This is a genomic window from Streptomyces sp. NPDC046557, assembly GCF_040645975.1.
Taxonomy (GTDB): domain Bacteria; phylum Actinomycetota; class Actinomycetes; order Streptomycetales; family Streptomycetaceae; genus Streptomyces.
In genome coordinates, this window is sequence record NZ_JBEYZH010000007.1 from 25908 (window position 1) to 45310 (window position 19403).

17 protein-coding genes and 1 pseudogene are annotated in these 19403 nt (G+C 71.5%); 11 read left to right on the plus strand and 7 right to left on the minus strand.

Features of this window, described 5'->3' with window-relative positions; translation table 11 throughout:
* Positions 1-96 precede the first annotated feature (96 nt).
* The 3 genes from ABZ934_RS16090 to ABZ934_RS16100 all read right to left on the minus strand — a co-directional run bounded on the left by ABZ934_RS16090 (position 97) and on the right by ABZ934_RS16100 (position 3512).
* Positions 97-1425, minus strand: a complete 1329-nt coding sequence (locus ABZ934_RS16090) for a DUF2637 domain-containing protein (protein WP_361313030.1) — start codon at positions 1423-1425, stop codon at positions 97-99.
* 195 nt (positions 1426-1620) lie between these two features.
* On the minus strand, positions 1621-2472 hold the full coding sequence (locus ABZ934_RS16095) for a DUF3558 family protein (protein WP_361313032.1): 852 nt from the start codon (positions 2470-2472) through the stop codon (positions 1621-1623).
* Between the two features lie 218 nt (positions 2473-2690).
* Positions 2691-3512, minus strand: a complete 822-nt coding sequence (locus ABZ934_RS16100) for a DUF3558 domain-containing protein (protein ID WP_361313033.1) — start codon at positions 3510-3512, stop codon at positions 2691-2693.
* A 238-nt stretch (positions 3513-3750) separates the two neighbouring features.
* Between ABZ934_RS16100 and ABZ934_RS16105 the strand changes: the two genes are divergently transcribed.
* On the plus strand, positions 3751-4950 hold the full coding sequence (locus tag ABZ934_RS16105) for an RtcB family protein (RefSeq protein ID WP_361313035.1): 1200 nt from the start codon (positions 3751-3753) through the stop codon (positions 4948-4950).
* A gap of 285 nt (positions 4951-5235) precedes the next feature.
* Here ABZ934_RS16105 and ABZ934_RS16110 read toward each other — a convergent pair whose 3' ends face one another.
* Positions 5236-5997: an SDR family oxidoreductase gene (locus tag ABZ934_RS16110; RefSeq protein WP_361313036.1), complete on the minus strand. Its 762-nt coding sequence runs from the start codon at positions 5995-5997 to the stop codon at positions 5236-5238.
* A 273-nt stretch (positions 5998-6270) separates the two neighbouring features.
* On the opposite strand from ABZ934_RS16110, the gene ABZ934_RS16115 reads away from it, so the two are divergent.
* Positions 6271-6765, plus strand: coding sequence for a hypothetical protein (locus ABZ934_RS16115; protein WP_361313037.1), 495 nt, complete (start codon positions 6271-6273; stop codon positions 6763-6765).
* Between the two features lie 3 nt (positions 6766-6768).
* Here the strand turns inward: ABZ934_RS16115 and ABZ934_RS16120 are convergent, their stop codons facing one another.
* Together ABZ934_RS16120 and ABZ934_RS16125 are read right to left on the minus strand one after the other, a co-directional pair.
* Positions 6769-8289 (minus strand): FAD-dependent oxidoreductase, encoded by a 1521-nt coding sequence (locus ABZ934_RS16120; RefSeq protein WP_361313038.1) that lies wholly within the window; start codon positions 8287-8289, stop codon positions 6769-6771.
* A 21-nt stretch (positions 8290-8310) separates the two neighbouring features.
* Positions 8311-9072: a Mut7-C RNAse domain-containing protein gene (locus tag ABZ934_RS16125; protein WP_361313039.1), complete on the minus strand. Its 762-nt coding sequence runs from the start codon at positions 9070-9072 to the stop codon at positions 8311-8313.
* A 262-nt stretch (positions 9073-9334) separates the two neighbouring features.
* Here ABZ934_RS16125 and ABZ934_RS16130 point away from each other — a divergent pair.
* A pseudogene (locus ABZ934_RS16130) lies at positions 9335-9577 on the plus strand (RNA polymerase subunit sigma-24); the annotation flags it as partial.
* Between the two features lie 164 nt (positions 9578-9741).
* Positions 9742-10842 (plus strand): serine hydrolase domain-containing protein, encoded by a 1101-nt coding sequence (locus ABZ934_RS16135; protein WP_361313041.1) that lies wholly within the window; start codon positions 9742-9744, stop codon positions 10840-10842.
* A gap of 40 nt (positions 10843-10882) precedes the next feature.
* Here the strand turns inward: ABZ934_RS16135 and ABZ934_RS16140 are convergent, their stop codons facing one another.
* A complete protein-coding gene (locus ABZ934_RS16140) occupies positions 10883-11320 on the minus strand; it encodes a hypothetical protein (RefSeq protein ID WP_136216611.1) in 438 nt (145 codons plus the stop codon).
* A gap of 295 nt (positions 11321-11615) precedes the next feature.
* Here ABZ934_RS16140 and hemL point away from each other — a divergent pair, with 295 nt between their 5' ends.
* From hemL to ccsB, 7 genes are all read left to right on the plus strand, one after another.
* Positions 11616-12938 carry a glutamate-1-semialdehyde 2,1-aminomutase gene (gene hemL, locus ABZ934_RS16145; protein WP_361313043.1) on the plus strand — a complete coding sequence of 441 codons (1323 nt, stop codon included), beginning with the start codon at positions 11616-11618 and terminating at the stop codon, positions 12936-12938.
* Complete coding sequence (locus ABZ934_RS16150) at positions 12935-13624, plus strand: histidine phosphatase family protein (protein WP_361313045.1); 690 nt, start codon at positions 12935-12937, stop codon at positions 13622-13624. The genes hemL and ABZ934_RS16150 overlap by 4 nt, the downstream gene beginning before the upstream one ends.
* 186 nt (positions 13625-13810) lie before the next feature.
* Positions 13811-15037 (plus strand): hypothetical protein, encoded by a 1227-nt coding sequence (locus tag ABZ934_RS16155; protein ID WP_361313321.1) that lies wholly within the window; start codon positions 13811-13813, stop codon positions 15035-15037.
* 66 nt (positions 15038-15103) lie between these two features.
* Entirely contained in the window at positions 15104-15733 is a 630-nt protein-coding gene (locus ABZ934_RS16160; protein WP_361313046.1) for a TlpA disulfide reductase family protein, read from the plus strand.
* 4 nt (positions 15734-15737) lie between these two features.
* A complete protein-coding gene (locus ABZ934_RS16165) occupies positions 15738-16526 on the plus strand; it encodes a cytochrome c biogenesis protein CcdA (RefSeq protein ID WP_361313048.1) in 789 nt (262 codons plus the stop codon).
* A gap of 13 nt (positions 16527-16539) precedes the next feature.
* A complete protein-coding gene (locus tag ABZ934_RS16170) occupies positions 16540-18294 on the plus strand; it encodes a cytochrome c biogenesis protein ResB (RefSeq protein WP_361313050.1) in 1755 nt (584 codons plus the stop codon).
* Positions 18291-19379: a c-type cytochrome biogenesis protein CcsB gene (gene ccsB / locus ABZ934_RS16175; RefSeq protein WP_361313051.1), complete on the plus strand. Its 1089-nt coding sequence runs from the start codon at positions 18291-18293 to the stop codon at positions 19377-19379. The genes ABZ934_RS16170 and ccsB overlap by 4 nt, the downstream gene beginning before the upstream one ends.
* Positions 19380-19403 lie beyond the last annotated feature (24 nt).

The following is a 19403-nucleotide window of genomic DNA, read 5'->3' on the forward strand; positions in this document are numbered from 1 at the left end:
TAGGACCGGTCCCTCGGGCTCTCGCGAAGGACACGAGAAGGGCCCGCACCCCCGGAAATCGCCGGGGGGCGGGCCCTTCCGCCGTGTTCGGCGCGGTTACGCGATGTGCTCGTTCTCCAGATCACGCTGGTAGCGGAGCTTGAGCTCCGGCATCAGGCGGCGGATCATCGAGGCGCTGCGCGGGTGCACGATCCCATGGCGGTCCGAGAGGTGTATGTCCACCTGCTCCGGGGTCGGGAACTGCGAGTGCTCGTCGAGGAAGGCGCGGAAGACCTCGTAGGCGGCCTCCGCGAACTTCACCTCGTCGATGTCCGGGTCCGGTCCGTACTCCGGTCCGGCCGTGTGCTCCGGCGCCGGCGCGGCGGCCTGCTCCTGCTGGTCCGGACCGGCCGGGGCCATCACCGGGGTCGGCTCCAGGCCCTCGACGTACTGGGGGTTGTAGCCGCCCTCGTACGCCGCCTGCGGGGCCAGGGGCGCGGCGAACCAGGCACTGTTGTGGGCCGCGGGCATGGCGGTCGGCTCCACCGCGAAGGGGAGCTGCGCGGGGAGGGGCCCCGGGACCACCGGCTGGGGGGCGGCCTGCGGCTCGGTACCCGCGGGCTGGGCGGCGGCGGGGGCGGCGTGCTGCGCTTGAGCGGCCTGGGCCTGGGCGGTGGCCGGGGTGCCCGGCGACGCTTCGAGGGCGGGGGCGCCGGCCGCGGGCTCCGCTCCCACCTCGGCCGGGGGCAGCAGCAGCGGTTCGATGCCGGCCGCGGCCAGACCCGTAGGGGCGGTCTGGGCGAGCGGCACGCCGATACGGGCCAGGCGCAGCGGCATCAGCGCCTCCACGGGGGCCTTGCGGCGCCAGGCGCGCCCGTAGCGGGCCTGGAGGCGGGCCTGGTAGATCAGCCGGTCCTGCTCCATGCCGACCGCCTGCTCGTAGGAGCGCAGTTCCCACAACTTCATCCGGCGCCACAGTTTGAAGGTGGGGACGGGGGAGAGCAGCCAGCGGGTGATCCGGACGCCCTCCATGTGCCGGTCGGCGGTGATGTCCGCGATCCGGCCGACCGCGTGCCTGGCCGCCTCGACGGTGACCACGAACAGGATCGGGATCACGGCGTGCATGCCGACACCGAGCGGATCCGGCCACGCCGCCGCGCCGTTGAACGCGATCGTCGCGATCGTCAGCAGCCACGCCGTCTGGCGCAGCAGCGGGAACGGTATCCGGATCCAGGTCAGCAGCAGGTCGAGCGCCAGCAGCACGCAGATGCCGGCGTCGATGCCGATGGGGAACACCAGAGAGAAGTTGCCGAAGCCTTTCTTCAAGGCCAGCGCGCGCACCGCGGAGTACGACCCCGCGAAACCGATGCCCGCGATGACCACGGCTCCGGCGACCACGACACCGATGAGTATCCGGTGCGTACGAGTCAGCTGCATCGCGGCCACCCGAGATCCCCTCCCCTTCGACGTGCTACGAGCTGCTGCCGGGAGCTGTGACGAGCCCGGGCAGGCACAGAGTACGGGTGACTGGATGTCAGCCCTACCTCTGCCCCCGCTCCTGCCGTTCCCCGGCGTTGTGGGCCGCCGGCTGCCCACAGCCCACCGGCGCCCACCGCTGTCCCGCGCCGGCTACTGCATCGACTACTGGCCCGGGGACTTCGAGGGCTCCGGGGACTTGGACTCCTGCGCCGACTGCGACGGCTGCGGGGACTGCGACGCGCCCTGCGAGGCACCCTGTCCGGGGGCCGGCTGGTTGGGGGCCGGCTGTCCGGTGCCCGCGGCCTCCACCGAGGCGGCCGTCTCCTTGGCCGCGGCGATGGCGTCCTGGAGCAGCTTGCCCTGGTCGGGGGCGCCGGCGCCTTCGTAGGCGGCACCGTTGTAGTCCAGGGTGATCACGACGTTCTTGTCGCGGACGACGATGGTGGTGTTGAAGAAGTCGACGTCCTTCTTCACGCCGTAGACGACCGAGGTGCCCTGGTCGCCGATCCCGCCAGCCTGCTCCACCTTGACGTCGTGGGCGCCGTCGACCTTCTTCGCCGTCTCGACCTGCTTGTTGTACTGGTCCTCGGCGCGCTTGTCACCGCTGCCGAGGGTGGCGTGGGAGTCGTAGCGGACCAGCGAGATCGACAGCCAGTGGTACTGCGAGCCCTTGAGGCCGTCCGCGTCGAGGCCGTTCCAGGAGCAGCTCGCGCGGCTGGAGAGGTCGTTCGACTTCGTCGCCGTGCCGTTCTTGTCCTTCGCCTCGGGCACGAGCGTGTCGATGGTCTTCGACTGCACGGCCTTGCAGGGCTCCGGCAGCGTGGTGAACGCCACCTTCTCCAGGGTGGGCGTCTTCTTCCCGCCCGGCTTGGAGGATGCGGAGGAGTCGGACTTCTTGCCGTCCGAGCCCGTACCCTTGCCGCCCGAATCGGAGGAGCATCCGGCGACGGTGAGGATCACCGGGACGGCTGCGCAGGCGAGAACGCGGGTGAGGCGCGAGGCTGATCGGTGCATGGTTCCTTCAGTCGTTGGGGCCGTCTCACGGGCCTTCTTACGGGCCTTCTTACGGGCCTTCTTACGGGCCTTCGTGCGGGCCTTGCTGCGGCCCTGGTGCGGCCCTTGGTGTCGGCGCGTTGCGGGCGCGGGACTCGAACAACGGTAGCCCGACCCGGCGCCCGGCTGCTGTGCGCGCCGTCACGCGGGCCGCGCGCGCCCCCTTCCGGCGCGTACGGTCATTCGTTGAAACGCTCGACGAGCGCCTGCGCCAACTGCCGTACCTGACCCTGGGTTTCCACGCTGGAGGGCACGACACCCGGCTGGGCGGGCTGGACGCTGTACTCGATGGTGACGATGACGTTCGAGGTGCGGAACACAGTGCGCACGGTGCGCGACTGGGGGGCGGTGGTGCCGGCCGGGCTCAGCTTGTCCTCGATGTACCCCTCGTTACCGAGCCCCTCCAGCACGCGGGAGCCGAGCTCGGGCGGAGCGGTGGGGGTGGGACTGGCGCCGCCACTGGTACTGGCACCGGGGCTGCCGCCCTGGCTCGGGGGCGCGCTCGGGGCGGCGGCGGAGGCGGTCGGGGCGGTCGGGGCGGTCGTCGAAGCCGAGGAGGGCGTCGCCGAAGCGCCGGGGAACGGCAGGTGCGCGTCGGTGAGGCGGCGCACGTACACCTGGCGCGCCTTGTCGTCGTCGCTCGCGGTGGCCCGGTCGTACGAGACCACGCGCTCGAAGCCGATGGACAGCAGCCGGGTCTCGGAGGGCGTCTGCGCGGTCCAACGGCAGCCGACGCGCCGGTCGGCGTCGTACGAGGCGTCCGCGGTGCCGGTGTATAGCTGCTCGCGCTGTCCCGTGGTGAGGCTCTCGTCGGCCGGGAGCATGGCCCGCAGCCGCTTGGCGTCGGCGGCCTTGCAGGGAGCGGGGAGGTAGCGGTACTTCCCCGGCTGGGCCGGGACGGCGGTGCTTCCGCCGGCCTTCGCGTCGGTGGTGGTCCCGGGGCCGCTCGTCTCGGTGCACCCGGTGAGGCCGGTGACCCCGGCCACGAGCGCGGTGAGCATCGCGACTCCTGGCAGGGCCCGCCGTCGTACCGCCTTGCGCTGCACGTCCCATGGCTCCCTTCGGCCGGCCGGCTGCCCGGCGGTCAGGAAATTGCTTTGCCGTGGCTGGGGCACGGCTGGACACAATGTCTATCGCACACGCTGGTGCCGGCGCCGGTTCCTTGTCCGCTTTGGAGCCATGAGCGAGGCTTTTTGCGTATTCCGACTTTCCTGTGGGTAACGGGGTTTTGAGGCTGTTATGTCGTATGTAGAGGTGCCCGGGGCGAAGGTCCCGATCCGGATGTGGGCCGATCCCGCGTCGGTCGAGGACCACGCGATGCGGCAACTGCGCAACGTCGCCACGCTCCCGTGGATCAAGGGCCTGGCCGTCATGCCGGACGTTCATTACGGCAAGGGCGCCACGGTCGGTTCGGTGATCGCGATGAAGGACGCGGTCTGCCCGGCGGCGGTGGGCGTCGACATCGGCTGCGGCATGTCGGCGGTGAAGACCTCCCTCACGGCGAACGACCTGCCGGGGGACCTGTCGGGGCTCCGGTCGAAGATCGAGCGGGCCATCCCGGTGGGCGTGGGCCTGCACAAGGAGCCGGTCGACCCGGCCCGGCTGTACGGCTTCGGGGTGGAGGAGAAGGCGTACGACGGCCTCTGGCAGCGGTTTGACTACCTCGCGGATTCGGTCAAATTCCGTCGTGAACGGGCTTCAAAGCAGGTTGGAACGCTCGGCGGCGGCAACCACTTTATCGAGTTCTGTCTTGATGAGTCAGGTTCGGTCTGGCTCATGCTGCACTCGGGTTCACGCAACATCGGCAACGAACTGGCGAACTTCCACATCGAGGTGGCGCGCGGGCTCTCGCACAACCAGGGCCTGGTCGACCGGGACCTGGCCGTCTTCCTGGCGGCGACCCCGGAGATGGAGGCGTACCGCAATGACCTCTTCTGGGCGCAGGAGTACGCGAAGTTCAACCGCGCCGTGATGATGAGCCTCTTCAAGGAGGTCATCCGCAACGAGTTCCGCAAGGCCAAGGTCTCCTTCGAGCAGGAGATCAGCTGCCACCACAACTACGTGGCGGAGGAGCGGTACGACGGGATGGACCTGCTGGTCACGCGCAAGGGCGCGATCCGCGCGGGCAGCGGTGACTACGGGATCATCCCGGGCTCGATGGGGACGGGTTCGTACATCGTGAAGGGTCTCGGCAACGAGAAGTCCTTCAACTCCGCCTCGCACGGCGCCGGCCGGAAGATGAGCCGGACGGCGGCGAAGAAGCGATTCTCCGCCCGGGACCTCGCCGAGCAGACGAAAGGCGTGGAGTGCCGCAAGGACTCGGGCGTGGTGGACGAGATCCCGGGCGCCTACAAGTCGATCGAGCAGGTCATCGACCAACAGACGGACCTGGTGGCGGTGGTCGCCAAGCTCAAGCAGGTCATCTGCGTCAAGGGCTGACGAGCACCGACGGGAGCGGAGCGTCCCGGACCGTCAACGGTCCGGGACCTTCCGCGTGTCATCGGCCCTCGTCGCCGTCGAGGAGGCGGTCCACAGGCGGTTCCACGGTGACCCCGTATCTGCGACCTGCCTGCCGGGCCCCGGCCGTGAGGAATTGACTCACGCTTTCGGCGCGTAGCCGGGTGCGCCGACATTTCGTGAGGCTTCACCCGTTCGGTGTGCCGGTGCGGTGTGCCGGTGCGGCGACCAGGGGAAGCTGCGGCGCCGGGCGAGCACCTGGACCGGTTACAGCTCGCGGTGGACCTTGGTGTTCGACGCCTGGGCGCGGGGGCGGACCACCAGCAGGTCGATGTTGACGTGACTGGGGCGGGTCACCGCCCAGGTGATGGTGTCGGCCACGTCGTCGGCGGACAGGGGATGTGCGACGCCCGCGTAGACCTTCTCGGCCTTCTCGGCGTCGCCCCGGAAGCGGGTCTTCGCGAACTCCTCCGTCTTGACCATGCCCGGCGCGATCTCGATGACACGGACCGGCTGTCCGACGATCTCCAGGCGGAGCGTCTCGGCGAGGACGCGGGCGCCGTTCTTGGCGGCGACGTAGCCGGCGCCGCCCTCGTACGTGGAGTGCCCGGCGGTGGAGGACAGGACGACCACCGTGCCGTCGCCGGAGGCGACCAGGGCGGGGAGGAGGGCCTGGGTGACGTGGAGCGTGCCGATGACGTTGACCTCGTACATCGTGCGCCAGTCGGCGGGGTCGCCGGTCGCCACGGGCTCGGCCCCGAGTGCGCCGCCGGCGTTGTTGACGAGCACGTCGCAGCGCGGGAGGGAGGCCGCGAAGGCGTCCACGGCGGCACGGTCGGTGACGTCGAGGGCGTGGGCGGTGGCCTCGTGTCCGGCGTCGGTGAGCTCGGCGGCGAGGGCCTCGATGCGGTCCTTGCGGCGGGCGGTGAGGACGACGTGGTAGCCGGCCGCCGCGAGCTGTCGGGCGGTGGCCGCGCCGATGCCGCTGCTCGCGCCGGTGACTACGGCGGTCCGGGTGGCGGGGCTCATGGGCGTGCTCCTCGTTCGTTCGTCGTGCGTCGTTCGTTCGTACGGGCGATTCCCGGCCAGCATAGGTGGATGACACGGTGGCGCCGGTTGGACATCGGTCGGCGGCTGGTCGGCTGCCGGTCGGCCGGCGTCGGCGTGGTCGGCCGTGGTCGGCCGTGGTCGGCCACGGTGGGGTGCGGGTTCCCGCCGGTTGGGTGCCGTCAGGTGCCGCGCCGCGCCCTCGTTCGTGTGATGGTCCGACCGGCGTGCGTCCGGGCGGTCTAGCGTCCGCGCGTGGAGGTGGTGACGGTGCGCCGTGGTGCCGTACGGAGTGTGGTGGTGGCGGGCTTGCTCGTGTTGGGCGGTGCGCGGGGCGCGGGCAGTGCCGGGGCGCGGACGCCCGAGCCCGAGGCGGACGTCTCGTACCACGGGCGGGTCTCGCTGGACGACGGACGGCTGCGGGTGTGGCTGGTCCCGCGCAACGAGGGGCCGAACGCGGTGGCCGACGCCACGCTGCGGGTGCGGCTGTCGGCGGACCTCGGGGACCGGCAGGAGCTGGCGGAGGGCTGCGCGCGGGCGGGACGGCGCGAGGTGGTGTGTGAGACCGGGCCGCTGCCCGCGCACGGGCAGGGCCGGCACATCGCGCTGCTGCTCGGGCTGCGGGAGCGGGTTCCGGAGGTGGTGGTGCGGGTCGACACGTGGTGGAACGGCGGCGCCGCCGACCGCAACAGCGTCAACAACGAGCAAGCGGTGCTGGCGCTGGACACCGGGGACGCGTACGCCTTCTGAGGGCTACTCCTCGAAGGGGTCGCGGGGTTCCTCCTTGTGCGGCGCGGGTCGCGACAGGAGCCAGGACGCGACGGCGGACGCGGTGGCGGTGTCGTCGGCGTGCTCGCAACTCCAGGCGACGTAGCCGTCGGGGCGTACGAGGACGGATGCTGCCGTACGCCGCCCGGTGGGCCAGTGGTGGTGGGCGAGCGGGCTGCCGGGCGGGGTGGGCCGGCCGGGAGGGGTGACGAGGACGAAGCCGCCGGTGCGCAGTGCCTCGTAGAGGCGCAGGCCCCCGGCGAGGGGCAGGTCGGGGGCGCGGCGGCCCGCGGTGGTGGGGCGGTGGGTGCCGGGCGGGGGCGGGTAGCCGATCCCGATGCCGGAGACCAGGCCGAGGGCGCGTTCCCGGGCGGGCCGGGAGCGGGCGAGGAACGCGGCGCCGAGGGCGCGGGCGGCGCGGCGGGCGGGGTCGCTGACCATGGCGGTGCGGACGAGGGCGCCGCTCGCGCGCAGGACGAGGCGGCCGATGGGGTGGCGCTCGCGGTGGTAGCTGTCGAGGAGGGCCTCGGGGTCGGGGCTGTGGCCGTGGAGGACGGCGGCGAGCTTCCAGGAGAGGTTGGCGGCGTCCTGGAGGCCGGTGTTCATGCCGAGGCCGCCGGCGGGGGAGTGGACGTGGGCGGCGTCGCCGGCGAGGAAGACGCGGCCGACGCGGTAGTGGGGGACCTGGCGTTCGTCGCTGTGGAAGCGGGACATCCAGCGGGGGTCGTGCATGCCGTGGTCGGTGCCGAGGGCGGCGCGGGTGATGGTGCGCAGCTCTTCCAGGCCGACGGGGTCGGTGTCGGCGGCGCGGCCGTGGCGGGGCCAGGCGATGGCGCGGTACCAGCCGTCGCCGAAGGGGACGACGAGAGCGAAGGCGTCGGCGCTGCCGTTGACGGCGAGGAAGTCCTCGGGGGGTTCGGTCAGCCGTACGTCGGCCAGGACCATGGAGCGGACGACGGCCCGGCCGGGGAAGGGGAGGTCGAGGGCCTGGCGGACGGTGGAGCGGACGCCGTCGGTGCCGACGACGTGGCGGGCGGTCTGCCGCACGGGGCCGGAGGGGGTGGTGATGTCGAGGGTGACGGTGTCGTCGTCCTGGTGGAGACCGGTGACTTGCCAGTCATATCGGATGACCGCCCCTGTGGACAGCGCTCGGCGCTCCAGGAGTTTCTCTGTCTCATATTGGGGGGTGATCAGTACGAACGGGTAGCGGGTGCGTAGCTGTTGGAGGGAGAGGGCCATGCCACCGAAGGGGCGTAAGCGGTCGATCCGTCGGCCGGTGGAGACGAGTTGGTCGGCGACGCCGCGCGCGTCGAGGAGTTCGAGGGTGCGGGCGTGGACGGCGAAGGCCCGGGTCAGATTGGCGGCGGTCTGGGGGCGTCGCTCGATGAGGGTGACGGAGAGGCCGGCGGCGGCGAGGTCGCCGGCGAGCAGGAGCCCGGTGGGTCCGGCGCCGACCACGGCGACGTCGACAACGGCGTTGGGGGTGTGGTCCTCAGCGGCAGTCATGCCTCGGCAGTCTGCCGCAGATCAGGCGGCGGCGTCACCGCCGCCGAACTCGGCGAGGGCTTCGGAGACGATCCGCTCCAGGCGGGCGTGGTGGGCGCCGCGCCAGTACACGCGCCCGCAGTCGGCGCACTGGGCGAACACGTCGTAGGAGCGCTGCGTGCCGTGCTGGAGACGGTCGCCGACGCTGTCCTTGTCGGCTTCGCGCAGTGGTCCGTTGCAGGCAGTGCAGCGGGTCCAGGGCGCGAGGGGCGGAGCGAAGCGGCTGAGTACGTCGCGCAGTTGCTCGTCGGGGTTGTCGCTGTAGACGTAGGCGCCGGCGAAGATCTCGCGGCGGCGCAGGAGGCCGCGGTCGCGGGAGAGCAGGATGCGGTGCTCGGCGGCGGAGCGGGTGGCGAGGGCGGGGTCCCCGATGTCCTCGTTCTCGTAGGCGGCGTCGACTCCGAGCAGGCGCAGGCGGCGGGCGAGCGTGCCGAGGTGGACGTCGAGGAGGAAACGGAGGGGGGTGGCGCCGTCGTCGCCGTTGCGCTGCGGGACGCGCTGGGGTCGGTCGACGCCGAACACCTCGACGAGCTCGCCCGCTTGGGGCACGTACGAGACCGGCACCTCGTGGCCGTCCACGAGCAGCCGACCGACCTCGGTGAGCGGGACGCCGGCGGACTCGACGACGTGCCCGAGGCTGGAGGCGCCGTCGGTCGCGGTGGGAACGCGCGCGGCGCGCCGACTGGGGGCGGCGAAGACGTGCAGTTTGGGCGCGAGGGTGAGCTGAATGCCGGGTCCGTTCACCCTGCCAGCATGCCATTTGCCTCCGGCGGCCCGGGGCGAATTTCGACGCCCGGACCACCACGGCGCCACCCGCTGATGCGGTGGGCGGACCCCGCTCCCCTGCAGGCGGCGGCGGACCCCGCCCCCACGCCGGTGGAGGTGAGGGGCTCGGGCTCGGCCCGGACCTGCGCCTCGATCTCCCCGAGCTACCGCCGGGAGGTACCCCCGCGAGGCTGAACGGCAGCGTGGAAATTCGGCCTCGCCGCGCGGCGGCGCCGCGGCCGAGGCCGTCCTACGGCCCGTCACGGGGGCCGACGAAGTGGCCCGCCTGTTGGCCGCCGGCCTGGGCCGGATCGCCGCGGCGACGCAGGTCAACGCCCACCCGGCGCTGGTACTCCACCTCGAAGGCGAGCTGGACACCGTCCTGGCGCTGCGCATCGACGACGGCCTGATCACCGGGCTGTACGCCGTGCGCAACCCGCAGAAGCCGTCGCACACGGGGAGGGAGACCGCCCTGCGCCGCTGACCCGGGCAGGAAGGGAACGCCCCGGGGGCGTACGGGAACCACCCGCCCGGGGGACCCGGCGGACGGTCCGGCGCGGCGACGGGCGGCCCGCGCCCGCTCTGGCCACGCTAAGCGCGGAGATCACCACCGCACCAACCCCCGACGGCACCACCCCGGAGGCAGAGATGACCCAGGCCGTACCGTTCACGACCGCCGAGACCCACGGGCTGCGCGACGCGCTGGACGAGATCGTCGCCGCCGGTGCCACCCCCGGCGGCGTCATCGTCTGCGGTACGGCCGCGGGGGAGCGGACCGTGATCTCCGCCGGGGTCGTTTCCCCCTACACCAACCCCAAGGCCCCCGACGAGAACACCGTCTACGACCTGGCCTCCCTCACGAAGGTCACGGCGACCTGGCCGCTCGTCGGTCGCGCCGTGGCCGATGGGCTGCTCGACCTCGACACCCCGGTGCGGGCGTACCTGCCGCCGATGGACGGCCACATGCCCAGCGGCGAAGCCACGATGCGCCAACTGCTGTCGCACACCGCGGGCCTCCAGGCCGCCACCCGCCTCGACCTCTACGACCTCACCTCCCGGCCGCTGCACGAGTTGATCTGCCACGAGTTGATGGAGGACCTCCCCGGCACCCACCGCTACATCAACCGCGGCTACATCCTGCTCGGCCTGGCCCTGGCCCACGTCGGCGGCCGGCCCCTGGACCGTCAGGCCGCCGACTTCTGGACCGGGCTGGGCATGGGCCGCACCGGCTACGGGCCGATCCCCCAGGCGCCCGATGTCGCGCCGACCGAGCACCCCGACGGCCACGACCGCCTCTGGGGCGTGGTGCACGACGAGAACGCCGCGACGATGGGCGGGGTCGCCGGCCACGCCGGGGTCTTCGCGCCGGCCTCTGACCTCGCCACGTACGCCGAGCACCTGCTGGGCGGCCACACGGGCACCGGTCACGCCCGCACCGACCCCGCGAACCCCGACCACGCCGGCGTCGACCATGGGGGCCCCGACCACGCGAGCCCGCTCGTCCAGTGGCTGCGCGAGAGCCTGGCCCCGCAGGTCGAGATCGAGCCGGGTCTCTACCGGGGCCTGGGCTGGATCCTCGCCGCCGGCGGAACCGTGGCCTACCACCACGGCTTCACCGGAACGAGCCTCTACCTCGCCCCCGCCACCGGCCGCTATGTGGTCATCGCCACAAACGCCGTCCACAACGGCGCCCCCCGCATCCCCCTGGCCCCGCTGCGCGAGCGCGCCCTCAAGACCCTCACCGGGTGAGTCGGTGCGTGGTGGGGTCGGGCGTCACGGCGTCACGGCGTCACGGCCAGACGAGGCAGTACGCCTGGTGGCCCGCCTCGTGGAGGCGGTGGGAGAAGTCCTGCCATTCGTGCAGGAGCTGGTACACGTTGAACGCGTCGCTCGGTCCCCCGCGGTCGGGGACCGTGGACCAGATGAAGGCCGCCGCGCCGACCGACTCCTCGCCGACGCCGCGCAGCGGGTCGACCACCGTCATCGGTAGCTTGACCACCGCGTAGTCGGGGTGGAGGACGACCAGTTCCAGCGGGGGCACCTTGTGCAGGGGTATGCCTTCGATGCCGGTCAGGACCATCGCCGCCATCGTCTCCGGCTTGATCTTGGTGAACAGGCCGCCCATGCCCAGCTCGTCCCCGCCGAGCTCCTCGGGCCGCATGGTGACGGGCACCCGCGCCGCCGTGGCGCCGTCCGGGGCGCCGAAGTACTTGTAGGTCACCCCCATGCCACGTCCCTTGGGCAGGTCGTCCGCCGGCCGGGCGGGTTCGGGTACCGCATCGGCGGCCTCGGTGCCGCGCCGCCGGTGCTTGCCGCGACGGCGGGCATCGCGGGCGCGCTGCGGATCCAGGCCGTCCGTACCCTCGCCCGGTCCACCACCGCGTTGCATATCTCCACCCGACTGGTATTGCCTGCCCCGGCCCCGCGGCCCCCGCCACGAAGCCTGATCATCATGGCAGTGACCTCCCCCGGGGCGGCGTGGTGAAACGCCCGTCCGCAAGTCTGTCGCGGCCTCTGAGACCATGGCTGGTGTGAGCTACCCGTATCCGTATGAAGCCCCAGTCTCGCAGAACCTGTTTACGCGCGCGTCCGTAGTGACGCCCGGCGGCGTGAACTCTCCCGTGCGCGCCTTCCGCGCCGTGGGGGGTACGCCCAGGTTCATGGTGTCTGGTACCGGTCCGTATCTGACCGATGCCGACGGCCGCGAGTACGTCGACCTGGTCTGCTCGTGGGGGCCGATGATCCTCGGCCATTCCCACCCCGCCGTGATCGAGGCGGTCCAGGCGGCCGTCGCCCGCGGCACGTCCTTCGGTACGCCGGGCGAGGGCGAGGTCGCGCTCGCCGAGGAGATCGTCGCGCGCATCGAGCCCGTCGAGCAGGTGCGTCTGGTGTCGTCCGGCACCGAGGCGACCATGTCGGCGATCCGGCTGGCCCGCGGTTTCACCGGCCGTGCCAAGGTCGTGAAGTTCGCCGGCTGCTACCACGGTCACGTGGACGCGCTGTTGGCCTCGGCCGGTTCGGGGCTGGCGACGTTCGCGCTCCCCGACACCCCGGGTGTCACGGGCGCGCAGGCCGGCGACACGATCGTGCTCCCCTACAACGACCTGGAGGCGGTCCGGGCGGCGTTCGGCGCGCACCCGGGCGAGATCGCCTGTGTGATCACGGAGGCCGCGCCCGGCAACATGGGCGTGGTCACCCCCGGCGAGGGCTTCAACCAGGGCCTGGCCGACCTGTGCCGGGAGAACGGCGCGCTCTACATCTCCGACGAGGTGATGACGGGCTTCCGTACCTCCCGCGCCGGCTGGTACGGCGTCGACGGGGTCAAGCCGGACCTGATGACCTTCGGAAAGGTCATGGGCGGCGGCTTCCCGGCCGCGGCGTTCGGCGGTCGCGCCGACGTGATGGGGCACCTGGCCCCGGCCGGCCCGGTCTACCAGGCGGGCACGCTCTCCGGTAACCCGGTCGCCACCGCGGCCGGTCTCGCGCAGTTGCGCCTGCTGGACGAGGCGGCGTACGAGAAGGTCGACGCGGTGTCGCGGCAGATCCAGGGTCTGGTCACCGAGGCGCTGACCAAGGAGGGTGTCGCGCACCGGCTGCAGACGGCCTCCAACATGTTCTCGGTGTTCTTCACCGAGGACGAGGTGCGCAACTACGACGACGCGAAGAAGCAGGACGCCTTCCGCTTCAACGGTTTCTTCCACTCGATGCTGGCGCAGGGCGTCTACCTGCCGCCGTCGGCGTTCGAGTCGTGGTTCGTGTCCACCGCCCACGACGAGCAGGCCGTCGAGCGCATCGCCGCCGCCCTGCCCGCCGCCGCCCGCGCCGCCGCGGAGGCCACCGCATGAGCGGCGACACACCGGGTGAGATCACCGTCGTCCACCTGATGCGGCACGGCGAGGTGCACAACCCGGACGGCGTGCTCTACGGCCGCCGTTCCGGTTACCACCTCTCCGAGCTGGGTCGGCAGATGGCCGAGCGGGTCGCGGAGCACCTCCGGTCGCGGGACATCACCTACGTGGTGTCCTCGCCGTTGGAGCGGGCGCAGGAGACGGCCGCGCCGGTCGCGAAGGCGCACGGGCTGGACGTGGCGAGCGACGCGCGGCTGCTGGAGGCGGAGAACGTCTTCGAGGGCAAGACGTTCGGCGTCGGGGACGGGGCGCTGCGCAAGCCGGCGAACTGGAAGCACCTGACGAACCCGTTCAAGCCGTCCTGGGGCGAGCCGTACGTCCAGCAGGTCGTGCGGATGATGAGCGCGCTGGAGGCGGCGCGGGACGCGGCGCGCGGGCACGAGGCGGTGGCGGTGAGCCACCAGCTGCCGATCTGGATCGTGCGCAGCTTCGCGGAGAAGCGGCGGCTGTGGCACGACCCGCGCCGCCGTCAGTGCACGTTGGCGTCGTTGACCTCGTTCACGTTCCAGGGCGACGCGCTGGTGTCGGTGGGGTACAGCGAGCCGGCCCGCGACCTGGTGCCGGCGCACCTGCTGGCGGGGGCGAAGCCGGTGAAGGGGAAGTCCAAGGCGTTCGGCGCGTAGTCCTGACGTTCGGCGCGTAGTCCTGGGTCGGGCGGTACGGGGCTACGGGCCCCGCCCGCCGCCGACCCGGGCTTGGCCTGGGATGTGCCAAGGATTGGCCTATTTTCGTACAAGTCGCTCCGGGGTGGCCGTGTCGCCCCTCCCGCTCCGCCTGAATGTCAGTTTGTATGACATTTCATGAGCGATGTGCGCGACTACAGCCGAAGGGTGTTGCTCGGCCTCGGACTTGGCGCCGCGGCGGCCGGCGTCGCCGGATGCGGCGGCGCCAAGTCCGGTCCGGGCGGCCGGGGCCCCGCGAAGCCCAGGGGCGGTGCCCAGGCCGACGCGCCCGTGGTCAAGCCGATCGGCGACGGTTCCACCGCCGACACCGGCCCGCAGCCCCACCAGCCGCCCGCCCCCGTGCCGCTCCAGCCGGGCGAGACCCCACCCCAGTTCGTGGTGTTCAGCTGGGACGGCGCCGGCGAGGTCGGCAACGGCCTCTTCCCGCGCTTCCTCAAGGTCGCCAAGGACCACGGCGCGGCCATGACCTTCTTCCTCTCCGGGCTCTACCTGCTGCCCGAGTCCAAGAGGGACCTCTACCGGCCGCCCGGCAACCCCGTCGGCGCCTCCGACATCGGCTACCTCAGCGACGAACACATCCGCGCCACCCTCACCCACGTGCGCCAGGCGTGGCTGGACGGGCACGAGGTCGGCACCCACTTCAACGGCCACTTCTGCGCCGGCTCCGGCTCGGTCGCCCACTGGAGCCCGGAGGACTGGCAGAGCGAGATCGACCAGGCCGTGTCGTTCGTCACCAACTGGCGGACCAACACCGGCTTCACCGACCTGGAGCCGCTGCCCTTCGACTACGGCAAGGAGCTGGTCGGCGCCCGCACCCCCTGCCTGCTCGGCCAGGACAACCTGCTGCCCACCGCCCGCAAGCTCGGCTGGCGCTACGACGCCTCCTCGCCCGGCGGCGAACAGCGGTGGCCGGGAAAGCGGGAGGGGCTCTGGGACCTGCCCCTGCAGTCGATGCCCTTCCCCGGGCACTCCTTCGAGGTGCTGTCGATGGACTACAACATCCTCGCGAACCAGTCCGTCAACACCACCCGGGGCGTTCCCGGCAACTACCCCGCCTGGCGCACCCAGGCCACCGCCGCCTACCTCGGGGGCTTCAGGCGCGCGTACGAGACCAACCGGGCACCCCTGTTCATCGGAAACCATTTCGAGGAGTGGAACGGCGGGATCTACATGGACGCCGTCGAGGAGGCCCTCAAGAGCATTTCGGACAAAAGGGATGTACGGCTCGTGTCCTTCCGGCAGTTCGTCGACTGGCTCGACGTCCAGGACCAGCGTCTCCTGGCCAAGCTGGGGGCCCTCGCCCCCGGTCAGGAGCCGGCCGGTGGCTGGCGCACGTACCTCACCCTCGGCTGACCAGCGGCTCAACACACCCCCGGGGGGCGCGGAAGATCCGCAAATCGGTCATGCGAAACTTTTCACATGAGCCTTGGCCAAGCCCCCCGCCGCCGCTCGACCAGCGGCCGCGTCAGTCTGCTGACCGCGGTGACCCTCGCGAGCGCCCTGACCCTTACGGCGTGCGGCGATTCGGGCAGCAGCAAACCCTCCGGTTCCGCCGGCGGGAACTACGTCGTCGGCGCCGGCGGCATCTCCACCGTCGCCAAGGGCGAGCGCACCCAGGCGCCCAAGCTCGACGGCGAGACGGTCGACGGCAAGACGCTCGACACGACCGACCTCAAGGGCAAGGTCGTCGTCCTCAACGTCTGGGGCTCGTGGTGCCCGCCGTGCCGCGCCGAGGCCCCGTACTTCGCCAAGGTGTCGAAGGAGCTGACCGAGGGCGGCAAGGACGTCGCCTTCGTCGGCCTGAACATCCGCGACAACAGCAAGCAGAACGCCGCCGCCTTCGAAGAGAACTTCGGGATCACCTACCCGAGCCTCTACGACCCCGACGGCCGGCTGATCCTCCGCTTCCCCAAGGGCACGCTGAACCCGCAGTCGATCCCCTCCACGGTCGTCCTCGACAAGGAAGGCAAGATCGCCGCCCGCACGCTGGTGGCGCTCAACGAGACCCAGCTGCGCTCGATGATCGACCCGCTGCTCGCGGAGAAGTGACCCCGTGGTCACCGAGGTCACCGAGCTCCACCTCCTCGCCGCCGAGGCGACCGGCGTGAACACCACCGTCCTCAACGGGGCGCTGCTGCTCGCACTGCCCCTGTCGCTGCTGGCCGGCCTGGTCTCCTTCTTCTCGCCCTGCGTGCTGCCCCTGGTCCCCGGCTACCTCTCCTACGTGACCGGGGTGGGCGGCGCCGACCTCGCAGAGGCACGGCGCGGCCGGATGTTGGCCGGGGCGACCCTGTTCGTCCTCGGTTTCACCGCCGTGTTCGTCTCGACGGGCGCGCTCTTCGGGTACTTCGGGGACACGCTCGCGGAGAACAAAAACGTCATAGCGCGCGTCCTCGGCGGCCTGGTGATCGTGCTCGGCCTGTTCTTCATGGGGGCGATCCCCGGTCTGACGATGCGCGAGTTCCGCTTCCACAAGAAGCCGGCCGCCGGACTGATCGGCGCGCCCCTGCTCGGCGTACTCTTCGGCGTCGGCTGGACCCCCTGCATGGGGCCCACCCTCGCGGCCGTCAACACGCTTTCCATCGACCAGGCGACCGCCGGCCGCGGCGCCCTGCTGACCACGGTGTTCTGCCTGGGGCTCGGGGTGCCGTTCATCCTCACGGCCCTCGCGTTCCGCAAGGCGCTCGGCGCGTTCGGCTGGGTGAAGCGGCACTACGCGTGGGTGATGCGGATCGGCGGCGGCATGCTGATCGTCACCGGACTGCTCCTCGTCACAGGTTGGTGGGGCACGCTCATCAGCGACATGCAGAGCTGGACCAACGGCTTCACGGTGGGGATCTGAGGACTACACGGACATGAGTACGACCGACAAGGCGTCCCCCGAGGCGTCCCAGCAGACCGAGACGCCGCGGACCGAGACGCCGCAGACCGACACGTCCCGGCAGACCGACGACGCCGCCGCCGGGGCGCAGCTGTCCACCGCCCCCCTGGAGGACGCCCCCGGCGCTCCCGTCGGGATCGGCGTGATCGGCTGGCTGCGCTGGTTCTGGCGTCAGCTCACCTCGATGCGGGTGGCGCTGATCCTGCTGTTCCTGCTCTCCCTGGCCTCCATCCCCGGCTCGCTCATCCCGCAGACCCAGGTCGACGCGATGAAGGTCGCCACCTGGAAGCGTGAGCACGCCTCCTGGGTGACCGTCGCCGAGAAGCTCCAGCTCTTCGACGTCTACAGCTCGGTGTGGTTCTCCGCGATCTACCTGCTGCTGTTCGTCTCGCTGATCGGCTGCATCCTGCCGCGCTCCTGGCAGTTCGTGGGCCAGCTCCGCGGCCGACCGCCCGGCGCGCCCAAGCGGCTCGACCGACTGCCCGCGTACACGACGTGGCGTACCGACAAGGCCGCCGACGAGGTCATCGCGGCGGCCGGGAAGGTGCTCGGCGGCAGCCGCTTCCGCACCGAGACGCGCGCCACCGAGGCGCGCTCCGGCTCCGTGGCCGCCGAGAAGGGCTACCTGCGCGAGGCCGGCAACCTGGCCTTCCACGTCGCGCTCATCGTCATGCTGGTGGCCTTCGCCTGGGGTCAGCTCTACAAGTCCGAAGGCGGCAAGCTCGTCCTGCGCGGCAAGGGCTTCTCCAACACCCTCACCCAGTACGACGACTTCAAGTCCGGGTCCTTCTTCACCCCCGACGACCTGCCGCCGTTCTCCTTCACCCTGGACCGGTTCGACGCCTCGTACGCGAAGACCGGCCCGCAAAAGGGCACCGCCCGCGACTTCAAGGCGTACGTCACCTTCCGCGACGGGGCGAACGGCGCACCGCACAAGCGCGAGATCGAGGTCAACAAGCCGCTGGAGGTCGACGGCTCGAAGGTCTACCTCCTCGGCCACGGGTACGCGCCGATCGTCTCGGTGACCGACCCCACCGGCAAGGTGATCTTCAAGGACGCCGTGCCGATGCTCCCGCAGGACTCCAACCTCACCTCCTCGGGTGCCATCAAGGTCACCGACGGCTACAAGGACAAGGACGGCAAGAAGGAACAGCTCGGCTTCGGCGCCATGTTCGTGCCGACCTACGCGGGCGAGGGCAAGGGGACGATGTTCTCCCAGTTCCCCGACCTGGACTTCCCGGCGCTCATGCTCAGCGCCTGGCACGGCAGCCTCGGCGTGGACTCCGGACTGCCGCAGAACGTCTACCAGCTCGACACGTCGAAGATGCAGATGTTCAAGGACGACTCCGGTCAGCTGTTCAAGCAGAAGATGCTCCCCGGGGAGACGATGACCCTGCCGGGCGGCGCGGGAACCGTGAAGTTCGAGGGCATCGAGCGCTGGGCCACCTTCTCGATCACCCACCAGCCGGGCAGCGGCCTCGCGCTCGCGGGCGCCATCGCCGCCATCGGCGGCCTGGCCGGCTCCCTGTTCATCCGGCGCCGCCGGATCTGGGTCCGGGCGGTCACGGGCGAGGACGGGGTGACCGTCGTCGAGATGGCGGGTCTCGGCCGCAGCGAGTCCACCAAGCTCCCGGAGGAGCTGGCCGCGCTCGCCGCCGCGCTCCACCAGCAGGCGCCCACGGCGCCCGACCAACCTGTCAAGGAAACCGTTGAAGGGGAGCGCGGATGACGCCGCTCGCAGCCGAGGCCAATGAGAACCTGGCCCAGATCAGCAACTACCTGGTCTATTCGTCGATGGCGGTCTACACGCTCGCCTTCCTCGCCCACATCGCCGAGTGGATCTTCGGCAGCCGCAGCAAGGTCGGCCGTACGGCCGCCGCGCTGACCGGCGCCAAGGCCGCCACGGCCGCAGACGCGCCCGCGGTGCAGGTGCGCGCGAAGGGGGGCACCGCCGTCCTCGACCGGCCGAAGGTCGTCACCCGGTCCGCCGCCGGAACCCGTGACGTCCCGGACGGCCCCGGCGCCGCGGGCGGCACCGAGCAGGGCGACCTGTACGGGCGGATCGCGGTCTCGCTGACCGCGCTCGCGTTCCTCATCGAGGCGGCCGGCGTCGTCGCGCGCGCGACGTCCGTGAAGCGGGCCCCCTGGGGCAACATGTACGAGTTCTCGCTCACCTTCTCCACGGTGGCCGTCGCCGCGTACCTGATCCTGCTGGTCCTGGGGAAGAACGTCCGCTGGATGGGTCTGATCCTGGTCACGACCGTCCTGCTGGACCTGGGCATCGCCACCACCTGGCTCTACACCGCCAGCGACCAGCTCGTCCCGGCCCTGCACTCGTACTGGCTGTGGATCCATGTCTCCACCGCGATCATCTGCGGCGCGGTCTTCTACATCGGTGCGACGGGCACGCTGCTGTACCTGTTCCGCGACGGGTACGAGGCCCGGCTGGAGCGCGGCGAGCAGCCCGGCCGCTTCGTGACCTCGGTGATGGAGCGGCTGCCCTCGGCAGCCACGCTCGACAAGTTCTCGTACCGGATCAACGCGGCGTTCTTCCCGCTGTGGACCTTCACGATCATCGCCGGCGCCATCTGGGCGGGCGACGCGTGGGGCCGGTACTGGGGCTGGGACCCCAAGGAGGTCTGGTCCTTCGTGACGTGGGTGGCGTACGCCTGCTACCTGCACGCGCGGGCCACGGCCGGCTGGAAGGGCCGCAAGGCCGCCTACCTGGCGCTGTTCGCCTTCGCCTGCTGGATCTGGAACTACTACGGCGTGAACATCCTGCTCAACGGCAAGCACTCGTACGCGGGCGTCTGACCGGCGGGAGTGGGACGCTGGTGT

Bases quoted from the DNA above. Each gene is read 5' to 3' on its own strand.
- ABZ934_RS16105 (WP_361313035.1), top strand. From the start codon at position 3,751: ATGTCGTATGTAGAGGTGCCCGGGGCGAAGGTCCCGATCCGGATGTGG.
- ABZ934_RS16110 (WP_361313036.1), bottom strand. From the start codon at position 5,997: ATGAGCCCCGCCACCCGGACCGCCGTAGTCACCGGCGCGAGCAGCGGC.
- ABZ934_RS16160 (WP_361313046.1), top strand. From the start codon at position 15,104: ATGAGCCTTGGCCAAGCCCCCCGCCGCCGCTCGACCAGCGGCCGCGTC.
- ABZ934_RS16120 (WP_361313038.1), bottom strand. From the start codon at position 8,289: ATGACTGCCGCTGAGGACCACACCCCCAACGCCGTTGTCGACGTCGCC.
- ABZ934_RS16100 (WP_361313033.1), bottom strand. From the start codon at position 3,512: ATGCTCACCGCGCTCGTGGCCGGGGTCACCGGCCTCACCGGGTGCACC.
- ABZ934_RS16140 (WP_136216611.1), bottom strand. From the start codon at position 11,320: ATGGGGGTGACCTACAAGTACTTCGGCGCCCCGGACGGCGCCACGGCG.
- ABZ934_RS16170 (WP_361313050.1), top strand. From the start codon at position 16,540: ATGAGTACGACCGACAAGGCGTCCCCCGAGGCGTCCCAGCAGACCGAG.
- ABZ934_RS16135 (WP_361313041.1), top strand. From the start codon at position 9,742: ATGACCCAGGCCGTACCGTTCACGACCGCCGAGACCCACGGGCTGCGC.
- ABZ934_RS16150 (WP_361313045.1), top strand. From the start codon at position 12,935: ATGAGCGGCGACACACCGGGTGAGATCACCGTCGTCCACCTGATGCGG.
- hemL (WP_361313043.1), top strand. From the start codon at position 11,616: ATGGCTGGTGTGAGCTACCCGTATCCGTATGAAGCCCCAGTCTCGCAG.
- ccsB (WP_361313051.1), top strand. From the start codon at position 18,291: ATGACGCCGCTCGCAGCCGAGGCCAATGAGAACCTGGCCCAGATCAGC.
- ABZ934_RS16095 (WP_361313032.1), bottom strand. From the start codon at position 2,472: ATGCACCGATCAGCCTCGCGCCTCACCCGCGTTCTCGCCTGCGCAGCC.